General features: G+C 64.8%; 15 protein-coding genes. 7 read left to right on the top strand and 8 right to left on the bottom strand.

Translation table 11 applies throughout. The features are described from left to right. Window positions 1-54 precede the first annotated feature (54 nt). The 5 genes from nagA to B5F79_RS10040 all read right to left on the bottom strand — a co-directional run bounded on the left by nagA (window position 55) and on the right by B5F79_RS10040 (window position 4,870). Window positions 55-1,218, bottom strand: coding sequence for an N-acetylglucosamine-6-phosphate deacetylase (gene nagA, locus B5F79_RS10060; RefSeq protein WP_087221101.1), 1,164 nt, complete (start codon window positions 1,216-1,218; stop codon window positions 55-57). A gap of 12 nt (window positions 1,219-1,230) precedes the next feature. Further along, window positions 1,231-2,046, bottom strand: coding sequence for a glucosamine-6-phosphate isomerase (locus tag B5F79_RS10055; RefSeq protein ID WP_087221098.1), 816 nt, complete (start codon window positions 2,044-2,046; stop codon window positions 1,231-1,233). 123 nt (window positions 2,047-2,169) lie between these two features. Continuing rightward, window positions 2,170-3,264 (bottom strand): substrate-binding domain-containing protein, encoded by a 1,095-nt coding sequence (locus B5F79_RS10050; protein ID WP_087221095.1) that lies wholly within the window; start codon window positions 3,262-3,264, stop codon window positions 2,170-2,172. Window positions 3,265-3,356: 92 nt separating this feature from the next. Continuing rightward, window positions 3,357-4,148, bottom strand: a complete 792-nt coding sequence (locus B5F79_RS10045; protein WP_087221092.1) for an ABC transporter ATP-binding protein — start codon at window positions 4,146-4,148, stop codon at window positions 3,357-3,359. After that, window positions 4,124-4,870: an ABC transporter permease gene (locus tag B5F79_RS10040; protein WP_241147314.1), complete on the bottom strand. Its 747-nt coding sequence runs from the start codon at window positions 4,868-4,870 to the stop codon at window positions 4,124-4,126. The genes B5F79_RS10045 and B5F79_RS10040 overlap by 25 nt, the downstream gene beginning before the upstream one ends. A gap of 446 nt (window positions 4,871-5,316) precedes the next feature. On the opposite strand from B5F79_RS10040, the gene B5F79_RS10035 reads away from it, so the two are divergent. The 6 genes from B5F79_RS10035 (at window position 5,317) to B5F79_RS10010 (ending at window position 12,600) form a co-directional block, all read left to right on the top strand. Beyond that, entirely contained in the window at window positions 5,317-6,375 is a 1,059-nt protein-coding gene (locus B5F79_RS10035) for a LacI family DNA-binding transcriptional regulator (RefSeq protein WP_158094881.1), read from the top strand. Between the two features lie 121 nt (window positions 6,376-6,496). Then, on the top strand, window positions 6,497-7,654 hold the full coding sequence (locus B5F79_RS10030; protein ID WP_087221084.1) for a class II fructose-bisphosphate aldolase: 1,158 nt from the start codon (window positions 6,497-6,499) through the stop codon (window positions 7,652-7,654). A gap of 2 nt (window positions 7,655-7,656) precedes the next feature. Next, window positions 7,657-8,823, top strand: a complete 1,167-nt coding sequence (locus tag B5F79_RS10025) for a diphosphate--fructose-6-phosphate 1-phosphotransferase (RefSeq protein ID WP_087221081.1) — start codon at window positions 7,657-7,659, stop codon at window positions 8,821-8,823. Between the two features lie 84 nt (window positions 8,824-8,907). After that, window positions 8,908-9,747: a triose-phosphate isomerase gene (locus tag B5F79_RS10020; protein ID WP_087221078.1), complete on the top strand. Its 840-nt coding sequence runs from the start codon at window positions 8,908-8,910 to the stop codon at window positions 9,745-9,747. A gap of 60 nt (window positions 9,748-9,807) precedes the next feature. Continuing rightward, complete coding sequence (locus tag B5F79_RS10015; RefSeq protein ID WP_087221075.1) at window positions 9,808-11,304, top strand: lactate racemase domain-containing protein; 1,497 nt, start codon at window positions 9,808-9,810, stop codon at window positions 11,302-11,304. A 9-nt stretch (window positions 11,305-11,313) separates the two neighbouring features. After that, on the top strand, window positions 11,314-12,600 hold the full coding sequence (locus B5F79_RS10010; RefSeq protein ID WP_087221071.1) for a hypothetical protein: 1,287 nt from the start codon (window positions 11,314-11,316) through the stop codon (window positions 12,598-12,600). A 121-nt stretch (window positions 12,601-12,721) separates the two neighbouring features. Here B5F79_RS10010 and B5F79_RS10005 read toward each other — a convergent pair whose 3' ends face one another. Further along, the gene (locus B5F79_RS10005; protein WP_087221068.1) at window positions 12,722-12,958 is read right to left on the bottom strand and encodes a DUF2442 domain-containing protein; all 237 of its coding nucleotides are present in this window, start codon (window positions 12,956-12,958) and stop codon (window positions 12,722-12,724) included. Between the two features lie 8 nt (window positions 12,959-12,966). Beyond that, entirely contained in the window at window positions 12,967-13,221 is a 255-nt protein-coding gene (locus B5F79_RS10000; protein ID WP_087221065.1) for a DUF4160 domain-containing protein, read from the bottom strand. Between the two features lie 179 nt (window positions 13,222-13,400). Between B5F79_RS10000 and B5F79_RS09995 the strand changes: the two genes are divergently transcribed. Beyond that, a complete protein-coding gene (locus B5F79_RS09995; RefSeq protein ID WP_087221062.1) occupies window positions 13,401-13,721 on the top strand; it encodes a hypothetical protein in 321 nt (106 codons plus the stop codon). A 138-nt stretch (window positions 13,722-13,859) separates the two neighbouring features. On the opposite strand, the gene B5F79_RS09990 is transcribed toward B5F79_RS09995, so the two are convergent. After that, window positions 13,860-17,990 (bottom strand): S-layer homology domain-containing protein, encoded by a 4,131-nt coding sequence (locus B5F79_RS09990; RefSeq protein ID WP_087221059.1) that lies wholly within the window; start codon window positions 17,988-17,990, stop codon window positions 13,860-13,862. Window positions 17,991-18,346: the final 356 nt, after the last annotated feature.

The following is an 18,346-nucleotide window of genomic DNA, read 5'->3' as shown; positions in this document are numbered from 1 at the left end:
GAGCGGGGGAAGCTCGGGGCCTCGGGGGAAAGAGGGCGCTTTCAGGCTGGAGCGCTACGCGCGCTCGTAGACGGTGCGGCCGCCCACGATGGTGCGCACCACGTCATAGGCGTCGTCCATGAGGACGAGGTCGGCGCGGGAGCCAACCGCAACGTGCCCGCGGTCGGTCCAGCCAAAGAGCCTGGCCGGGTTCTCGGAGAGCGGCTTGGCCGCCTTCTCCACGCCGGCGCCCGTGAACTTCATGAAGTTGCGCAGAGCCGTGGCCTGCGTGAGCGTGGAGCCGGCGCGCACGCCCGTGGTGGCGAGCTTGGCGTCGCCGTCCTCCACCACCACGTCGTTGACGCCGAGCTTGTAGTTGCCGTCGGGCAGGCCCGCGGCCATGATGGAGTCCGTGATGCCCAGGATCTTGTCCCAGCCCTTGGCCTTGACGTAGAGGCGCACGGTGCCGGGGACGAGGTGGCGTCCGTCGCAGATGGTCTCGGCGTAGATGTCGCTCTCCAGCGCCACGCCAAAGATGGCGGGCTCGTGCTGGTGGAAGAGGCGCATCGCGTTGCCCACGTGCGTCGCAGACTTGGCGCCCGCGTTCACGCACGCCCAGGAGAGGTCGTAGCCGGCGCCGCTGTGGCCGATGGCGCAGGTGATGCCAAGGGCGTTGAGCTGCGGGATGAGCTCGGGCACGCCGGGGACCTCCGGGGCGAGCGTGGTGTAGAGCACGTGCCCGCCCGCGGCCTCCTGGTACTGGCGGAAGAGGTCGACCGAGGCCTCGTGCATGAGCAGGTGCTCGGGCATGGCGCCCTTGTACTCGCTCGAGAGGCACGGACCCTCAAGGTGGATGCCCAGGAGCGCGGCACCGTCGTAGGGGCCGCCCTCGATGACCTGGCGCGCCTGGTCGATGCACCAGAGCGTCTGCTCCGGGGTGTCCGTGAGGATGGAGCAGAGCCATCCCGTGGTGCCCTGGGAGGCAAAGAAGCGGCCGATGGTGCGCAGGCCCTCGACGTCGGCGGCGTTGACGTCAAAGCCGGCGGCGCCGTGGGTGTGCACGTCGATGAAGCCGGGGAGGACAAGAAGCCCGCTCGCGTCTATGACCGGCAGCTCGCGCGGGTTGTCGTAGGCGGAGGAGAGGCCCGTGACCACGCCGTCCTCGACGGTGACGTTAAGGCGGGCAAGCTCCTCGCCCACGAGCACGCGGGCGCCGGTGATGTAGCAGCTGGACTGCATGGCTGGGCCTCCCTAGTACGCCTGCTGGCGCGCGACGTCGTTCACGTAGATCTTGGCGTCGGGGTGGCCCTGCAGGAGCGTGGCGGGGAAGGCGGCCGTGGGCTCGCCGTAGGCGGCACGGCGCACGACGCCGCGGTGCCAGTCACGGAAGACGCCGAGGCGCACCTTGCGGGCGCCGAGGATCTCGCGCATGCCGATGGTCACGCAGCGGTGCGGCATGTCCTCGAGGGCGCCGCCGAGGTCGCCCACGGAGTTGGTGGCGCGGGTCTCGGGGTGGATGTCGAGGGCGCGGGTCTCGAGAGCGGCGAACTCCTCGCAGGTGAGCTCGGGCTGGGGCTCGTTGAAGGCGAGGTGCCCCGTGATGCCGATGCCGCCGAAGGCGATGTCGACGCCGCCCAGGCTGTCGATCACGCGGCCCACGTTGGCCGGGTCGTGCGGGTCGGGGAAGACGCGCTGCTCCTCGGGCATCACGAGCTCGGGGTCGATCTTGTCGTAGACGTTGCGGGCCATGAAGCCGCGGAAGGAGAGCGGATTGTCCGCGTCGATCCACTCGTCGTTGTCGTCCAGGTACTCGTCCATGTTGATGAACCAGCAGTCCTTGAGGGAGATGCGCTGGTCGTTCACCATCTTGACGAAGTACGGATAGTGGCCGACGGGGCCCACCGGGCAGATGAAGACGGTCTTCTCGCCACGAGCGTTGTGCTCGCGGATGGTGCTCACCATCTCGAGGGCCAGGTCAAAGAAGACCTCGGCGGAGTCACCGGCGCAGACGAGCGGAACGCGGGCGTCCTTGCCCAGGTCCTCGGCCGAGATGTGATAGTAGTCCATGCTTCCTCCTTGTCTCGCTTGCGCGATACGGCCTCCCCGCGCGGATGGGGAGGGTCACCCTGCTGCGGAGAGGCCGTCTTTCAGGGGCGCCGCGCGCCCCCTAGAGATTGCTGCGTCAGAGCGCTACGCCATGGTGCTGTAGAGCTCGTCGGACTCGGTGATGACGTCGGTCAGGACGTAGTCCTCGACGGGCACCTCGGCCTCGATCTGGCCGCCGTCCAGGAAGACCTTCTGCTGGGCCTCGTAGTAGCCCACGATGGTGTCGGTGTTGCCGATGGCGTCGACGGCACCCTGCCAGTCGCCCTCGCCCGTGGACTGAAGGAGCGTGTCCTCGGGAACGCCCAGCTCGGAGGCAAGCAGCTTGGCCACGTCGTCGATGTGCTCGGCGCGGTAGACCTTGCCCTTGTCCAGAGCGGCGCCAAAGCGCACGAGGACGTCGTGGTTCTCCTCGGCGTACTCGGGCAGGACGACGTAGGAGCCGGGGAAGGCGACCTCGTCGGAGTAGTCCGTGTTGGTGCCGAGGACGAGGTAGTCGTCGCCGAGCTGCTCCTCGAGGGTGACGGTGTTGGGCGACCAGGTGGCGGCGGCGTCGATCTGGCCGGAGATGAGGGCCGTCGTCATGCCGGAGACGTCCATCTCGACGGTGTTGATGTCGTCGACGGTGAGGCCGGCGTCCTGGAGCACGTACTGGAGGATGATCTCGGAGGAGGTGCCGGAGGCGACGCCCACCGTCTTGCCGGCGAGGTCAGCGCCGGTCTCGATGCCGTGGGACTTGTTGGCGACCACGCAGTCTGCCTGGGAGAGCTGGTCGAACGCGAAGATCTTGGCCTGGCCCTGGATGCACAGGGAGTGCGCGCCGTGGCCGATCTGGGAGATATCCACGGAGCCGGACTGCATGGCCGTGATCTCGGCGGGGCCGGCCTGGAACTGCTCGGTCTCGACGGTGATGCCGACCTCATCGAAGTAGCCCTGGTCAATGGCCGAGAAGAGCGTGGCGGCGGAGCCCAGGTTGGGCATGAAGGCAACGTGGACAGTGACGGGCTCGTACTCGGTGCCGGCCGGCTCCTCGCCGCCCTCGTCGGCGGTGTCGTCGGCAGCGGGCTCCTGGGTGCCGTTGTCGCAGCCGGCGAGGACCATGCCGGAGCCCACGACGCCGGCGGCACCGGCGACCTTGAGGAAGGAGCGGCGGCTGAGCTGGTTCATGTCGATCTTCTTCATATCGTTTCCTTTCTCCTGGAAGCGAGTTCTTCTTCGCTTCCCTCCCTTTCCAGACGCGGGGCGCGCCCCGCGTCATCTTGCGCTGTCCCGACCTACTTGCGGACGGAGAGGTACTCCTGGTAGACCTGGCTCCAGATGTGGTTCTTGAGCTCGAGGAAGCGCGGGGTCATCTTGGTCTCCTGCGTGCGGGGATACGGGATGTCGATGTCCACGATCTCCTTCACGCGGCCCGGGCGCGCGTACATGATGATGACGCGCTGGGCGAGGATGATGGCCTCCTCGACGTCGTGCGTGATGAAGAAGCAGGTCTTCTGCTCCTTCTCCCAGGTCTCGAGCAGCTCGGACTGAAGCTGGGTGCGCGTCTGCGCGTCAAGGGCGCCAAAGGGCTCGTCCATGAGCAGGACCTTGGGGTTGACCGCGTAGGCGCGGGCGATGGCCACGCGCTGCTTCATGCCGCCCGAGAGCTCCTTGGGGTAGGACTGCACGAAGTCCTGGAGCTCGACGAGCTTGATGTACTTGAGCGCGATCTCCTCGGCCTCCTTGTCGGACTTGCCCTGGAGCTTGAGGCCAAACTTGACGTTCTCGAGGACCGTGAGCCACGGGAAGAGCGCGTACTGCTGGAAGACGATGCCGCGGTCGGGACCGGGGCCGGTGACCTCCTGGCCGTCCACCAGGACGCGGCCCTCGGTGGGCTCCTCAAGGCCACCGATGATGTTCAGGAGCGTGGACTTGCCGCAGCCGGACGGCCCGACGACGCACACGAACTCGTTCTCGTGGATGTCGAAGTTGGCGCCGTTGAGGGCAACCACCTCGCCCTTGCGGGTGTTGAACTTCTTGACCACGTTCTCGATGTGGACCTTTACTGCTGAATCGTTTCCTGCCATCCCGTGAACCTCCTCTCAAGGAACCGGACGATCTTCTCGAAGCAGATGCCGATAATGCCGAGCATGATGATGCCCAGGAGCACGACGTCCATCTGGTAGTAGCCGCTCGCCTGCTGGATCATCATGCCGATGCCCTTGTCGCCACCGACGATCTCCGACGCCATGAGCGTGGTGAGCGAGGTGGAGAGGCCCAGGCGCGCCGCGACGAGGATGAACGGCGTCGAGGCGGGGATGGTGACCTTGAAGAAGATGTCCCTCTGCGTGGCGCCCAGCACGCGCGCCGCCTTGATGAGCGTGACGTCCACGCCCTTGACGCCCTGGTAGATGGTGATGACCATGACCAGGAACGCCGCGATGAAGATGACCGTGATCTTGGAAGTCTGACCGATGCCGAGGGCGGCGATGATCAGGAAGACGTAGGCCAGCGGCGGGATGTTGCGGATGAACTGGATCCAGGGCTCCACGACGTGGCGGAACGGGTCGTACCACGCCATGAGGAAGGCCACCGGGATGGACACCACGAAGGCTATGCCAAAGCCGGTGAGGACGCGGGAGACCGACGCCCAGACGTGCTCCCAGAGAAGACCGCTCTGGGCGCGCTCCATGAAGGCCGCGAGGACCTTGTCGGGCGACGCAAAGACCGCCGGCCACGTGCCGGAGGCGGCGAGCCACAGAGCTATCGCCAGCGCCAGGGAGATGAGTGCCCAAGCCCAGCTTGGCACCTTACTCCAGATGGGTACTTTCTTCTCTTTCAATTACGGCCTCCTTCGTTCCATCCCGCCGTCGCCTCTCCCCCTGCTGAGGACTCCCTGAGGTGCGACGAGAGCATCCGGGCTAACGTGCTACGTACCAAAGATCTAAGCAATCAAACACACCGAGAAGAACGTGGAACTCGTCTGGGCCTAATCGTCCCATCACTCAAACGATTAAGTTAATGCACATGTAATCACAGGACCCGAGGAATTCCTAGTGTAAACTTCTGATAAAGGCCGCTCGGGGCAAATTTGGTACCGCTCAGCACTTGTTAACCCCTTAACCTCGCTAAATGGTCGGTTTTTGCCCGCCAGCGCTTTTCTCCAAGTTTTGGTGGCCGTAAGCGCCGTGTCATGGTAAACAGGTACTATCTCACTTAATCGAAAAAGTGAGCATGGGGAGATTGGAGGCGGTAATGCGCAAGCGTACGACGCTCAAGGACGTGGCGCAGGAGGCCGGGGTCACCGCGGCGACCGTCTCCTATGTGATCAATAACACCCCCGGTCAGTCCATACGCCCGGAGACGCGCAAGCGGGTCCTTCAAGCCGCGCGACGCCTCAACTACATGCCCAACGCGCACGCGCGCACGCTCAGGAGCCGCAACGTCCCCTGCGTGGGCGTGGTCCTAAGAAGAAACCTCTCGGTCCCCCGCTTCAGCCAGATGGCCTTTGGCATCCAGACCCGCCTTGAGGAGGACGGCTACAACGTCCTTCTCCTGGGCAACAGGACGGACGCCCTGGGGCACGCGGACTACGCGAGCGCCTACCTCGCCGGGCGCGTGGGCGGCATCATATTCATAGGCATCGAGAACGAGGGCCCGGACGCGGAGAGCCTCAAGGTCCTCTCGGACGAGTCCGCCCCGCTCGTGGTCTTTGACTGCCAGCAGCAGGCGGACACCTACAGCACCGTGGACCTCGACTACAGCGGCGGGGCGCGCCTCATCACCTCGCGCGTGCTCGAGCGCGGGTGCCGCCGCGTGGTCTACCTCAGGCCGCGGATAGACACCGCCCAGGAGCGCCTGCGCGAGCAGGGCGTACGCGACATGTGCGAGACCTCCGGCGCGGAGCTCCTCGTGCGCGAGGCCCCCGTCGACCTGCACAACATCGACGTCTGGGACGAGCGCTACACCGTGGGCAACACCGAGGACGGCCTCAAGCTGAGCGAGGAGCTCATGGAGACCGCGCGCGGGGTGCTCGAGGAGGCGCGCGACGGAGACGCCGTGATCACGAGCTGGGCCACCTGGACGCACTTCTTCCGCAAGGTGGCCCCGGAGCGGCGCCTCGTCTACGCCGAGCTCGCCAACAACGGTGAGAACTGGCTCGCGGCGGACTTCTACACGCGCCTCCCCAACTACGAGACCGGCATCGCCTGCGCGGAGGAGATCCTCTCGCTCATGAGGGGCAACGCCCCCTCCGCCCGCATCATCAAGCTCACCAACGTCATCGAGCCCAGGCTCGAGCCCCGTCAGCACTAAGCGGACGGGGCTCGTCCCCGTCTGCTCCGAGAAGTTCGCACGGCACGTCGCACGACACGCACGGCAAGGAACGTCACAGGAAAGCGCCCGGGGGACCGGGCCCGAACAAGGAGATGGTCGCATGGCACTCGTACCGCTCAAGCCCGTTCTGGACGCCGCACGCAAGGGGGGCTACGCCCAGGGCGCGTTCAACGTCAACGCCGTCTGCCAGGCAAAGGCAGTCATCGAGGTCCACGAGATGCTGAGGAGCGCCGCCATCCTGCAGGGCGCCGACCTCGCCAACGCCTTCATGGGCGGCCGTGCGGACTTTGCCAACGGCACCGTGGAGGACAAGATCGTCGGCGCCAAGAACATCGGCGACGCCGTGAAGAAGTACGGCGAGAACAGCCCCATCCCCGTGGTCCTGCACCTCGACCACGGCCGCGACATGGAGAGCGTCAAGGCCGCCATCGCGGGCGGCTACACCTCCGTCATGATCGACGGCTCCTCCCTGCCGCTGGAGGAAAACATGGAGCTCACGCGCGAGGTCGTGAAGTACGCCCACCCGCGCGGCGTCTCCGTCGAGGGCGAGCTCGGCGTGCTGGCCGGCGTCGAGGACCACGTCTTCGCCGCCTCGAGCACCTACACCAACCCGCTCACCGCGGTCGAGTTCGTGCGCAACACCAAGGTCGACGCCCTCGCCATCAGCTACGGCACCATGCACGGCCCCTCCAAGGGCAAGGACGTGAAGCTGCGCCGCGAGATCCCCATTGCCATCCGCGAGTGCCTCGCCCACGAGGGCCTCGACTGCGCGCTCGTGAGCCACGGCTCCTCCACCGTCCCGGGCTACATCGTGCGCGAGATCAACGCCCTGGGCGGCGACATCAAGAACGCCTACGGCATCAGTCTCTCCGAGCTCAAGGCCGCCATCCCCGCCGGCATCAACAAGATCAACGTGGACACGGACATCCGCCTCGCCGTGACCCGCAACATGCGCGAGCTCTTTGCCACGCGCCCGGAGCTGCAGGAGAGCCCGTCCATCGGCGGCGTCTACCAGCTCCTCAAGGAGCACCCGGAGAACCCCGACCCGCGCGCCTTCCTCCCGCCCGTCTACGACACCGTCATGTACGGCGTGGTCGAGGACGACGACCGCGCCGCCCTCGTGGCCGCCATCGAGGCCGGCGTGAAGGAGGCCGTGGCCACCCTCATCGTGGAGTTCGGCAGCTTCGGCCACTACCCGGACGTCGAGACCGTCACCCTCGAGGAGATGGCCGAGCGCTACGAGAAGGCGGGGATCTAGCCATGGTATCCGACGGCCTTCTCGTCGTCCACGGCGGCGGCCCCACCGCCGTCATCAACGCCTCGCTCTACGGCGCGGTGGACGAGGCCCTCTCCGCCCCGGGCGTGGGCCGCGTGCTCGGCGCCCTGGGCGGCGTGGGCGGCATCACCGAGGGCAGGTTCGTGGACTTCCGCCAGGTCCCGCGCGAGAAGCTCGACCTCCTGCCCTTCTCGCCCTCCTCTGCCATTGGCACCAGCCGCAAGCCCCTCGAGGACGAGGACTACCGCGAGCTCGCCCACGCCCTGGGCGAGCAGGGCGTCCGCTGGCTGCTGTGCACCGGCGGCAACGGCACGATGGACACCTGCGGCAAGATCTGGCGCGCCTGCCACGAGGAGGGCGTGCCCATCGACGTGGTGGGCATCCCCAAGACCATGGACAACGACATCGCGGTCACGGACCACGCGCCCGGCTTCGCGAGCGCGGCGCGCTACATGGCGGCCACCACGTCCGCCATCTGCTGCGACGTGCGCGGCCTTCCCATCCACATCGTGGTGGTCGAGGCCATGGGCAGAAACGCCGGCTGGGTCACCGCGGCGAGCTGCTTCGCGGACGAGTCCGGCACCGGCGGACCCGACCTCATCTACCTGCCCGAGCGCGCCTTCGACGAGCGCGCCTTCCTGGACGACGCCCAGCGCCTCATAGACGAGAAGGGCTCGGGCGTGGTGGTGGTGAGCGAGGGCGTGCACACCGCCGACGGCACCCCCGTGGCCCCGCCCCTCATGACCGTGGGCCGCGCCACGTACTTCGGCGACGTCTCCGCGCATCTCGCCAAGCTCGTGATCTCCGAGCTGGGCTACAAGGCGCGCTCGGAGAAGCCCGGCCTCATCGGCCGCGCCTCCATCGCCTGGCAGAGTCCCGTGGACCGCGAGGAGGCCGTCGCCTGCGGCCGCGAGGCCACGCGCGCCGTGCTGGAGGGCGACTCCGGCAAGATGGTGGGCATCGAGCGCGTCTCCACCACGCCCTACGAGTCCCGCCTCATCCGCATCCCCATCGAGAAGGTCATGCTGGACGAGCGCACCGTGCCGGACGAGTTCATCAACGAGCGCGGCAACGGCGTGACCGACGCCTTCCGCAGCTGGTGCCGCCCGCTGCTGGGGCCGGCGCTCCCGCGCTTCGCCAGCTTCGTGTGACGCCCGCGGCGGGCGGGGCCGCACGCGGGCCCGCCCGCCAGACCACGTCCGAGACCACGCTCGAGACCACAGATTGGAGCCTCTATGAAGCACATCTTCCTCAACCTCAAGCGCTTTGACGTGACGCCGGAGCGCGGCGGCGTGAACCGCCTCGCCGAGCCCGCCCGCTGGGGCGAGGCCGTGGCGTCCTCCATCAAGGGCGTCGCCGAGAAGTACGCCGACGTCGCGGAGTTCGCCGCGTTCCTCCCCGAGGCGCACCTCGTGGGCGCCTGCGCCGGCGCCGAGGGCAGCCCGCTCGGCATCGGCTGCCAGGGCGTCCACGTGGCCGACACCGCCCCCGGCGGCAACTTCGGCGCCTTCACCACGCTGCGCACCGGCAACTCCGTGGCGCAGCTCGGCTGCACCTGGGCGCTCATCGGCCACTGCGAGGAGCGCATGAACCTGCGCGCCATCATGGGCGAGACCGGGGCGGACCCGGCCGAGGTGGAGGCGGCCGTGAGCCGCATTCTCTCCCGCGAGGTGCGCGCCGCGCAGGCCGCCGGCCTCAAGGTCCTCTTCTGCATGGGCGAGCGCGAGGAGGAGGTCGACGACTGGGAGGCCGTCCTCACCGCCCAGGTGACCCAAGGCCTCGAGGGCGCGGACCTCTCCGGCGTGCGCATCGCCTACGAGCCCGTCTGGAGCATCGGCCCCGGCAAGACGCCGGCGGACGCCCCCTACATCACCAAGGTCGCCCGCCTCATCAAGAGCGTCGTGCCCGGCGTGGACGTGGTCTACGGCGGCGGCCTCAAGTCCGACAACGCCGAGATGCTCGCCGGCATCCCGGAGATCGACGGCGGCCTCATCGCCCTCACCCGCTTCACCGGCGAGATCGGCTTCTACCCCGAGGAGTACGCCGAGATCGTCGACCTGTACCTCAACGCCTAAGGCGACCTTGACAAGGGGACAGTCCCCTTTTGAATCATTCACAAGCAGAAAGGAAAAACCATGCATCTTGACTTTGAGTGGGGCACCGGCATGATGGGAGCCGAGCTCCCCGACACCACCGACGTCTTCGTCACCGGCGAGACCGTCAAGGACCCCGAGTGCCTGCCGCAGGACTGGGACAGCCTCTACAACGCCACCCTCGAGAGCATCCGCAACCCCATCGGCATGGAGCCGCTCGCCGACCTCGCGCACCCCGGCGCCAAGGCCGTCATCGTCATTCCCGACATCGTGAAGGGCGGCACGCAGCCCACCTCCCACCGCAAGGTGGCCATCCGCGCCTGCCTCGACGAGCTCTTCGCCAACGGCGTCTCCCACGACGACGTCCTTCTCCTCTTCTCCAACGGCCTTCACCCCCGCACCTCCACCGCCGAGGCCAAGCTCATCCTGGGCGAGGACCTCTACAACGAGTTCGAGGGCACGGGCCAGATCACGTCCCACGACTCCGAGGACTACGACCACCTCGTCGACCTCGGCTTCACGCCGCAGGGCGACCACGTGATCATGAACAAGTACGTCTACGACGCCGACATCGCCATCCTCATCGGCCACACGCAGGGCAACCCCTACGGCGGCTACTCCGGCGGCTACAAGCACTGCGCCACCGGCATCACCCACTGGCGCTCCATCAGCGCGCACCACGTGCCGCGCGTCATGAGCCGCCCGGACTTCGTCCCCGTCTCCACCTCCTCCCTCATGCGCGACAAGTTCGACCAGCAGGGCATGTTCATGGAAGAGAAGATGGGCAAGAAGTTCTTCTGCTGCGACGCCGTGCTCGACACCTGGAGCCGCCAGATCGCCATCTTCTCCGGCTACGCCGCCGAGATGCAGCCCGTCTCCTGGGCCCTCGCCGACAAGCGCACCTACGTGCACTGGGCCGAGAAGAAGTACGACATCGTGGTCATGGGCATGCCCACCAACTTCCACTACGGCGACGGCATGGGCACCAACCCCATCCAGATGATGCAGGCCGTCTCCGCCCAGGTCATCCGCCACAAGCGCGTCCTCTCCGACCACTGCGTCTTCGTGATCGCCAGCTACTGCAACGGCTGGTTCCACGACGAGCGCTGGCCCTACCTGCGCGAGCTCTGGGACGTCTGGCAGTCCGACAAGATGAACACCCTGGACGAGATGATCAAGTACGGCGAGTACTTCGCCACCAACGAGGAGTACATCCGCAAGTACCGCTTTGCCAACGCCTTCCACCCGTTCCACGGCTTCAGCATGATGACCTGCGGCAACCTCGCCGAGAAGTACCTCAGCGCCACCTACATCGTGGGCGCGCAGAAGCCGGGCATCGCCCGCACCATGGGCCTCAAGACCCGCCCGACCTTCGAGGAGGCCATCGCGGACGCCACGCGCAAGTTCACGGACGGCAACCCCAACATCCTGGCGCTGCCGCACGCCTACAACCGCGCCGTGCCGCACCTCTGCATGAAGGACCCGTCCCAGAACAGCCACTTCCGCGACGACGCCCCCGCGCACCCCTGCGGCTGCTAGCGCACGGAGATGCTTAGGCTCAACGAGACATACCTGGGCGCCCGGGTGACCTCCACCGAGGTCTCCCGGGCCTCCTCTGCCCACGTGGACGTGCTCGCGCGCTGCCAGGCGGGCGAGGCGCGCCACGCGGGCTCCCTCGGCTGGCTCCACGTGGGCGACTGGGCGTCAGACGAGAAAATCGCGCAGGTCGAGGCCCTCGCGGCGCGCCTGCGCGAGCGCGCGGACACCTTCGTCCTCATTGGCGTGGGCGGCTCCAACAACGCCGCGCGCGCGGCGCTCGCCGCCCTTGGCGTGCGGGACGGCTCGCTCGACGGCACGCACCGCGTCACCTATGCCGGCAACACGCTCTCCGCCTTTGAGCTGCGGCGCGTTCTGGAGGACCTCGAAGGCCACGAGGTCGTCATCGACTGCGTGGCCAAGAACTTCGAGACCCTGGAGCCCGGCTCCTCCTTCAGGCTGCTCCGCCAGTGGCTGGTCTCGCGCCACGGCGAGAAGGACGCGGCCTCGCGAATCGTCTGCTGCGGCACGCCGGGCTCGCACCTCGAGGACCTCTGCCGCGAGCACGGCTACGAGTTCACCACCTTCCCCGAGCCCGTGGGCGGCCGCTACACCGCGCTCACCGAGGTGCACCTGCTGCCACTGGCCTTCGCCGGCGTGGACGTCCGCGCCCTCGTGGCCGGCGCGCGCGCCGAGGAGGCGCGGCTGCGCGACGCCGCCGCTGACCCCGCGGACAACCCCGCCTGGCGCTACGCGCTCGTGCGCAGGCTCGCCTGGGACGCAGGGCTGCGCGTGGAGCTCCTGAGCTTCTTCGAGCCTCGCTTCCGCTGGTTCTCCAAGTGGTACGAGCAGCTCTTTGGCGAGAGCGAGGGCAAGGACGGGCGCGGGCTCTTCCCCGCCTCCGCCGAGTACTCCGAGGAGCTCCACAGCCTGGGGCAGTACGTCCAGGACGGCACGCACCAGATCTTGGAGACCTTCCTCGACGTGCTCGAGCCCGGCGCCGGGGACTCGCTCGTCCTGGGCGGGCAGGACATAGACGACCGCTTCGGCTACCTCGACGGAGCCGACTTCTGGGACGTCAACAAGGCGAGCTTCTCGGCCTCCCGCTCCGCGCACGCGCGCACGCTCCCCTGCCCCACCATCGAGCTCGACCGCGTGGACGAGGAGCACCTGGGGCGGCTCTTCTACTTCTTCATGTTCTCCTGCTACCTCTCCGCCGAGCTCCTGGGCGTCAACCCCTTTGACCAGCCCGGCGTCGAGGCCTACAAGCAGCTCATGTTCGAGACCCTCGGCAAGTAGCGCCCCGCACCACCAACATCGGCGTTCCCCCTTCCAGTGGCCGGCCGAACCCCACCCCCGGGTTCGGCCGGCCTTCCCCATGTGACAAAGGTTGACAAAAGGGACAGGGCCATCTGTCAAGTTACAGTGCCACACAGTTCTCGTAGAGCTCTTCCGGGGCGATGTCGAGCCCACAGGGCCACACCACGGTGAATCCGTCGGAACGGGCGGCGCGAAACTCAGCGGGGTCAGAGAGCCTCTCGAAGACGCCGACGCCAATGAGGTCGGACATGTCGTAGGTTCCGCGGCGTCCGTCATCAAACTCGAGGTAGAGTGTCGTGTCGTCCAAAGCCCATGCCTTGTTGACGTTGTACCTCATCGTGTCTCCTAGAGCGGCTTGATGCGGAAGAGGTCCTGCTTGTTGCGCGCAAGCTCCCAGTTTGCCTCGAGCTCATCGGCGTTGAGGACTGACCACGCAGCTACGAGCTTGCGCTGTTTCGAGGGAAAATCGCCCTCCATGAGTTCGCCGTCGAAAGTGAAGCAGGCCTCTGTCCCTTGATATCTCGCATGGAAATGCGGAGGCATGTGGTCCTGATAGTACATGTAGATCACTATCCCGTAGAACATGCTAATTGCTGGCATGTGAGCCTCCGTTCCGTCTGTTTAGCCTACTATACCCAGCATTGCCCCCTCGTCACTCTATGGTCGAAGCATCTACCGTTGCTATGACAAACGACCCTGTCCCCTTTGTCACAAATTGTTGTCCGGTCCTGACCCTACTATCGAACATGGGTTCGTAACTTGCGGGATCGGGGGACAGCATGCCAAAGCTGCTCGGCGGCATCAGCGGCGTGCCCGGCTACGACGAGCGCACGTATGTCTGCGTGAGGTCAGTGACCGAGGCCGACGGACACACGCGCCCCCTCGAGATAACCTGGGCGGACGGCCGACACTACCCCATCGTCGCGAGCACGCTCACGCGCGTCCTCGGGCGCTGGGAGTACGGCACGGTGATCATGTGCTGGGACATCGAGCTCAGGCTCCACGCAAGGCGCCGCCTCTTCTGGGAGCGCGGGCGCTGGTTCGTCCCCACGCGCAGCCTGGACAGAAACGGCGAGCAGGCGCCGGGCGAGGAGGCGTAGACGGACCACCCGCTGTCTCGCGCTCAGGCCACGAGGGCGAGAAGAACGAGAAGGACCCGCGTGCCACAAGACGCAAAGGGGAGGGATCCCGAAGGACCCCTCCCCAATCCGAATCGTGCGCGAGCGCGAGGCGAGAGCCTACTTGAGGCCCTTCCAGCTCTCGTAGCCGTTGTCCTTCGTGTAGTCGTGGGAGTTGGTGGCCTCCACGATGTCGAAGAAGGCGTAGTGGTCGCGAGCGACGTCCGGGAAGAGCTTGAGGGCGTCGTTCTCGAGATTCTCGACGATCCAGGTGCTGTCCGCCACGCGGCCGAGCATGCGGTTGGCGATGGTCGCCGCCTGCGCGCGCTTGAGCGTGTCGCTGGGGCCGAAGCGGTGGCTGCCGTCCTGGTAGCCGCTGATCCAGCCGTACTTCACGGAGCCCACGACCACGTCGTAGTACCAGGCGTCCTCGGAGACGTCGACGAAGATGTTCTCGCCGGAGTAGTCGCCCTTGGAGAAGCGCATGGCCATGGCGGTGAACTCGGCGCGGGAGATCGAGTCCGCGGGACGGAAGGTGCCCGTGAAGTCGTCGCCCTTGATGATGCCGCGGGAGGCGAGGACGGAGACCGCCTCGTAGTACCACTCGTCCTCATCGACGTCCGGGAACGAGATCTCTATGTCGCCGTAGCTCTTGTCCTTGAGCATGTTGTAGAACATCTGGGCGGCGTGCGCGCGGGACATGTTGTCATCGGGACCGAAGGTGCCCGTGCCGTCGTCGTAGCCGTGCATGAAGGCATCGTGGTTCGTCACGTCGAACCACTGGTCGACACCGGTGTCACCGGGGTCAGCCGGGTCGTTGCCCCTCTTGAACTGGACGCTGATCTCGTGGTCCGCCTGCACGTTGGTGAAGGTGTAGGACGAGACGCGACCGCAGAACTCGCCGTCAACGTACACCGCGTGGATGGAGTAGCCCTCGGCAGGAGTTATCGAGAAGGACTGGCTCGTGCCGGCCTTGACCTTCACGGTGCCGGACGGGCTGATGGTGCCGCCCTCGCCGGCGGAGGCGTCAATCTCGTAGTACTTGGTCGCGGGCGGGGTGACGGAAGTGCTCTTGAACGTGGCCTCGATGGTGTGGTTGGCATCAACGTCCGTGAACGTGTAGCTGGTCACGGCGCCGACGCTCTTGCCGTCGACCTTGACGTCGGCGATCTCGTAGCCCTGCTCGGGTGTGATGGTGAAGGCCTGGTCCGCGCCCTCAGCCACGGTCACTTCACCGGACGGGGCGATGCTGCCGCCGGTGCCTGCAGAGGCGTCGATGGCGTACGCCTGCGTCTTCCACACGATTGCGAACGGCGAGAAGCCCGATGACCCGACGGTGAACTTGATGCCCTGAGAGGTTTTGTCGCATTCTATCTTCTCGAGCTCACACGAAACGATAGCGGGCTCGACATCAGGGCCCGTGATGCCGTACTCGCGGTGGAGACCCTTGAAGTGGACGACGGTGAATTCAACGCCCAGGGCCTGATCGTAGGTCGTGCCATCGGGATAAGGCAGGTAGATGGTAGCGTTGTTGTCTGCGGACACCCAGGCGTTGCCGTTGTTGACGTCGACAAGGTCGAGGTAGCGGAATGCAAACCGGTAGGCCTCGCCCTTGTTAAGCTCGGGGAGCAGCTTGGAATCGACGGCCCTCCGTTCGAGGAGCTGCTGTCGGTTGTCGCCCTGGTTGGTGAGAAGGGAGTCGTCAAGAATCGAGACACCGGAGTTGTCAGCAACCTGGTTACCCTGGTCACCGTTCACGTAGTACATACTGTCGGCATCAAGGACTGCAACTGCGTGGTCCTGCATCTCAGTAGGATCGACGCTCTGGACGGGATGGGTGCTCTCACCGCTGACGGCATCAGAGATGTCCTCAACGTAGCGAACGATAAGCGTACCGGTACCAAAGTCCTTTGCGACCTCGTTGCCATTGATGGTAATAGTCGCGGGCTCCATGCCATCCTTCCAGGACAGCCTTGCCTCATACTCACCAGCGGTTCTATCGTCAGTAATCTTCGTGTCACCGTCGTAGTAGGCAACCGACAGACGGCCGAGGAGCTCCTGCATGGCGGCATCACCGGACAGGGGCTCCTCATCGTTAATCACGAGCGACGTAATGGGATCGATGCTGTCAGCAATAGTGAGCAACGGGAAGCCCGTATCGGAGGTCTCGTTGCCCTGTCCTCCGCCGGTGTAGATGGTGATGTCATCAGGAGCGAGCGTGTACTCCTTGTTGTTAACAAGAAGAACCGCATACGCGCTATTGGCATCAAGGTTGCTAAGGGTCACGTCAAGCGTAACAGCGTTCTCAAGCTTGATCAAATCAATGGTTGCGTCTTCGGCGGGCTTACCTTCATCGTTAAGCTTGAGGATCGCTGCATACAGCCCGGTTTTAAGAGCGTGCTCAGGACGCGGCATAGTGAAGTGAACTGTGGAATCCGACGACTTGAGCCAAAGTCCCGCGTATGCCTTCACTCCGCCTTCGCTAATTGACGAGGGGACAACTTCCCACCCCTCGAAGGAGCCGTTAGACTTCAGATAGTCTTGGATTTTATTGACTGCGTCGACACTCGCCTTACCGAGGTGAATGTCCTTGTATCCATCATCCAGCGTCAGGGTTCCAAAAGGAACAGAGACCACGGGAGAGTTAGAAAGCGTTCCTGAAGCAATCTCAACATGCTGAAGTGCAGAGGTTGCATAGTTGCGGTCCCCAACTGTGATTTGAGCGCCACCGCCGTGGTTGTTCTCAATGGAGGCTCCGGCAGTAATCGTGAGGTTTGATCCAAGCTGAGCCCCATAGTTCACAGCGTAGCCACCGCAGTTCCTTATAGTTCCCTCAATCATCGCAATAGAGGGATCGCCTGCTAGTATTGCATCACCGGTAACGTTCTCAATAACGCCGGATTTAGCGAGTGTAACTTTTCCGTCAGGCCAAGATCCATTATTCGAGACGAACAAGAATGTGCCACCGATATTGTTTACATGGCCCGAAATCTCGATGGTTGGCTTCCCTCCATTGAGATAGATGATGGCAGCGTCAGTTGTCGAACAATCTACAATGCTCCCGGTTTCACCGAGCTCAAACGTACCCTGGGTACCACGCAGCCGGAAGGGCACGTTGCCCGAATGAACTTCTTTTACAGCACCATCTAAATATGTGCTTCCTCCATTGGAGTCAACAATACTAACTTTAACACCACTAATTATCGAACCTTCCTCGGTATTGAGCTTGCCCCCATTCAGGTAAAACAGTGTGTCAACCGAATCGCCATTGTGGGACTTGATATCGGCGATGGACCCCATGCCCCCAAGCGTAAAGACGGAGTTTCCGTCAACATAGGCCACAATTCCTCCGAAGTGGCTACTACCCCCGGAAGGTCCGATATCGGTGCTGTGCTCCATGTAATCGTTAGTAGTTATGTCTTTCACTGTACCATTGACCGCAGTGATACCACCGTTGTCAATGTAGACGGCACGCCCGTCAACACTCTCGATAGAAGCGCCCGCCTCAACGGTAACTGTGCCACCGTGGTTGAAGATCGCGGCGTAGCCACCCTCTCGCTTACCCAGCCGCTCGTCGCAAATCTTGCTGCCAGACTCCATGATGAGCGTAGCGCCCTTGCCACCCTCTCCAGAGATGTACACCGCGGAAAGGCCGCCGAAGTTCTTCAGCGTGGCACCCGAGCCCAGAACGATAGTCCCCTCACCGTCGCCGTACGCGACAATCATGCCCTCCTGAACGAGCTCTTCGTTTCCGGTATTGACCCCGTCCTTATGGAGCTCATACTTCGTGCCCTCGTGGCGGAACCCATCGTCAAGGGTCACGTTCTTGAGGGTGAGCTTCGACCCGTTAGCGACCTCAATCATCGCAGGGTTATAACCGCCGTGGCCGCCATCGTTCACAGAAATGAAGTCATCAGAGCGGGTAATTGTAAACCCGCCACCATTGATAGTGACATTCTTTGCGTCAATAAAGGTATAGTAGCTTTCTTGAATGTTGGAACTTAAGTAGATCGTTCCGCCAGACTTCAGCCTGTTTTCGGCAGCATGGAGAGTCCTAAACGGGTGAGCTTCGGTATCATCACCGGATTCGTCGTCACCGGTATCACCGTTCACGTACACCTGGTCGTATTCCGGATTGTCTCCGCCCTCGGCCCACGCTCGCACGGGCGCAAGCCCGCAGACGAGGAGCGCCGCCGCGAACAGCGCGATCAGCCACCTCGCCGTCAACGTTCTTCTCGGTCCTTCTCGCATAAGCACTCCTTCCCTTGTACGTGTCCGTATGGGGAGGGCGCCCGCGGTCGCGAGCGCCCCAAGTTCCTCACTCAGGCGCCACGACGTGCATAGCGATTCCGCCAGAGATGACGGGCAGGACCCCACCGCTGTCGAAGCGGGGCACCACAGCCGCCGTGTGGCAACAGCTCTTCTCTTGTGTTTGGTTGGGCCTTTGACGCTTTCCGCGGCTAGGCACTACGGCCGCACGGCATGCATCCTCGACAACCCCCCCCCCTGAGGGAATTTCGTCTGATGCAGGTCCGACCCATGGGCGCCTCCCATGACCGCGTTGCGTCGCACGCTGCGTGGACGAATCCAGCAACGTAAGAAAAGTC

It is taken from the genome of Olsenella sp. An285 (assembly GCF_002159625.1).
GTDB classification, from domain to species: domain Bacteria; phylum Actinomycetota; class Coriobacteriia; order Coriobacteriales; family Atopobiaceae; genus Thermophilibacter; species Thermophilibacter avicola.
Note: the sequence above shows the minus strand (reverse complement) of the source record. Positions and strands in the feature narration are given on the sequence as shown.

Coding starts and splice junctions, on each gene's coding strand:
- nagA (WP_087221101.1), bottom strand. CDS start 1,218: ATGCAGTCCAGCTGCTACATCACCGGCGCCCGCGTGCTCGTGGGCGAG.
- B5F79_RS10055 (WP_087221098.1), bottom strand. CDS start 2,046: ATGGACTACTATCACATCTCGGCCGAGGACCTGGGCAAGGACGCCCGC.
- B5F79_RS10050 (WP_087221095.1), bottom strand. CDS start 3,264: ATGAAGAAGATCGACATGAACCAGCTCAGCCGCCGCTCCTTCCTCAAG.
- B5F79_RS10045 (WP_087221092.1), bottom strand. CDS start 4,148: ATGGCAGGAAACGATTCAGCAGTAAAGGTCCACATCGAGAACGTGGTC.
- B5F79_RS10035 (WP_158094881.1), top strand. CDS start 5,317: ATGCGCAAGCGTACGACGCTCAAGGACGTGGCGCAGGAGGCCGGGGTC.
- B5F79_RS10030 (WP_087221084.1), top strand. CDS start 6,497: ATGGCACTCGTACCGCTCAAGCCCGTTCTGGACGCCGCACGCAAGGGG.
- B5F79_RS10025 (WP_087221081.1), top strand. CDS start 7,657: ATGGTATCCGACGGCCTTCTCGTCGTCCACGGCGGCGGCCCCACCGCC.
- B5F79_RS10020 (WP_087221078.1), top strand. CDS start 8,908: ATGAAGCACATCTTCCTCAACCTCAAGCGCTTTGACGTGACGCCGGAG.
- B5F79_RS10015 (WP_087221075.1), top strand. CDS start 9,808: ATGCATCTTGACTTTGAGTGGGGCACCGGCATGATGGGAGCCGAGCTC.
- B5F79_RS10010 (WP_087221071.1), top strand. CDS start 11,314: ATGCTTAGGCTCAACGAGACATACCTGGGCGCCCGGGTGACCTCCACC.
- B5F79_RS10005 (WP_087221068.1), bottom strand. CDS start 12,958: ATGAGGTACAACGTCAACAAGGCATGGGCTTTGGACGACACGACACTC.
- B5F79_RS10000 (WP_087221065.1), bottom strand. CDS start 13,221: ATGCCAGCAATTAGCATGTTCTACGGGATAGTGATCTACATGTACTAT.
- B5F79_RS09995 (WP_087221062.1), top strand. CDS start 13,401: ATGCCAAAGCTGCTCGGCGGCATCAGCGGCGTGCCCGGCTACGACGAG.
- B5F79_RS09990 (WP_087221059.1), bottom strand. CDS start 17,990: ATGCGAGAAGGACCGAGAAGAACGTTGACGGCGAGGTGGCTGATCGCG.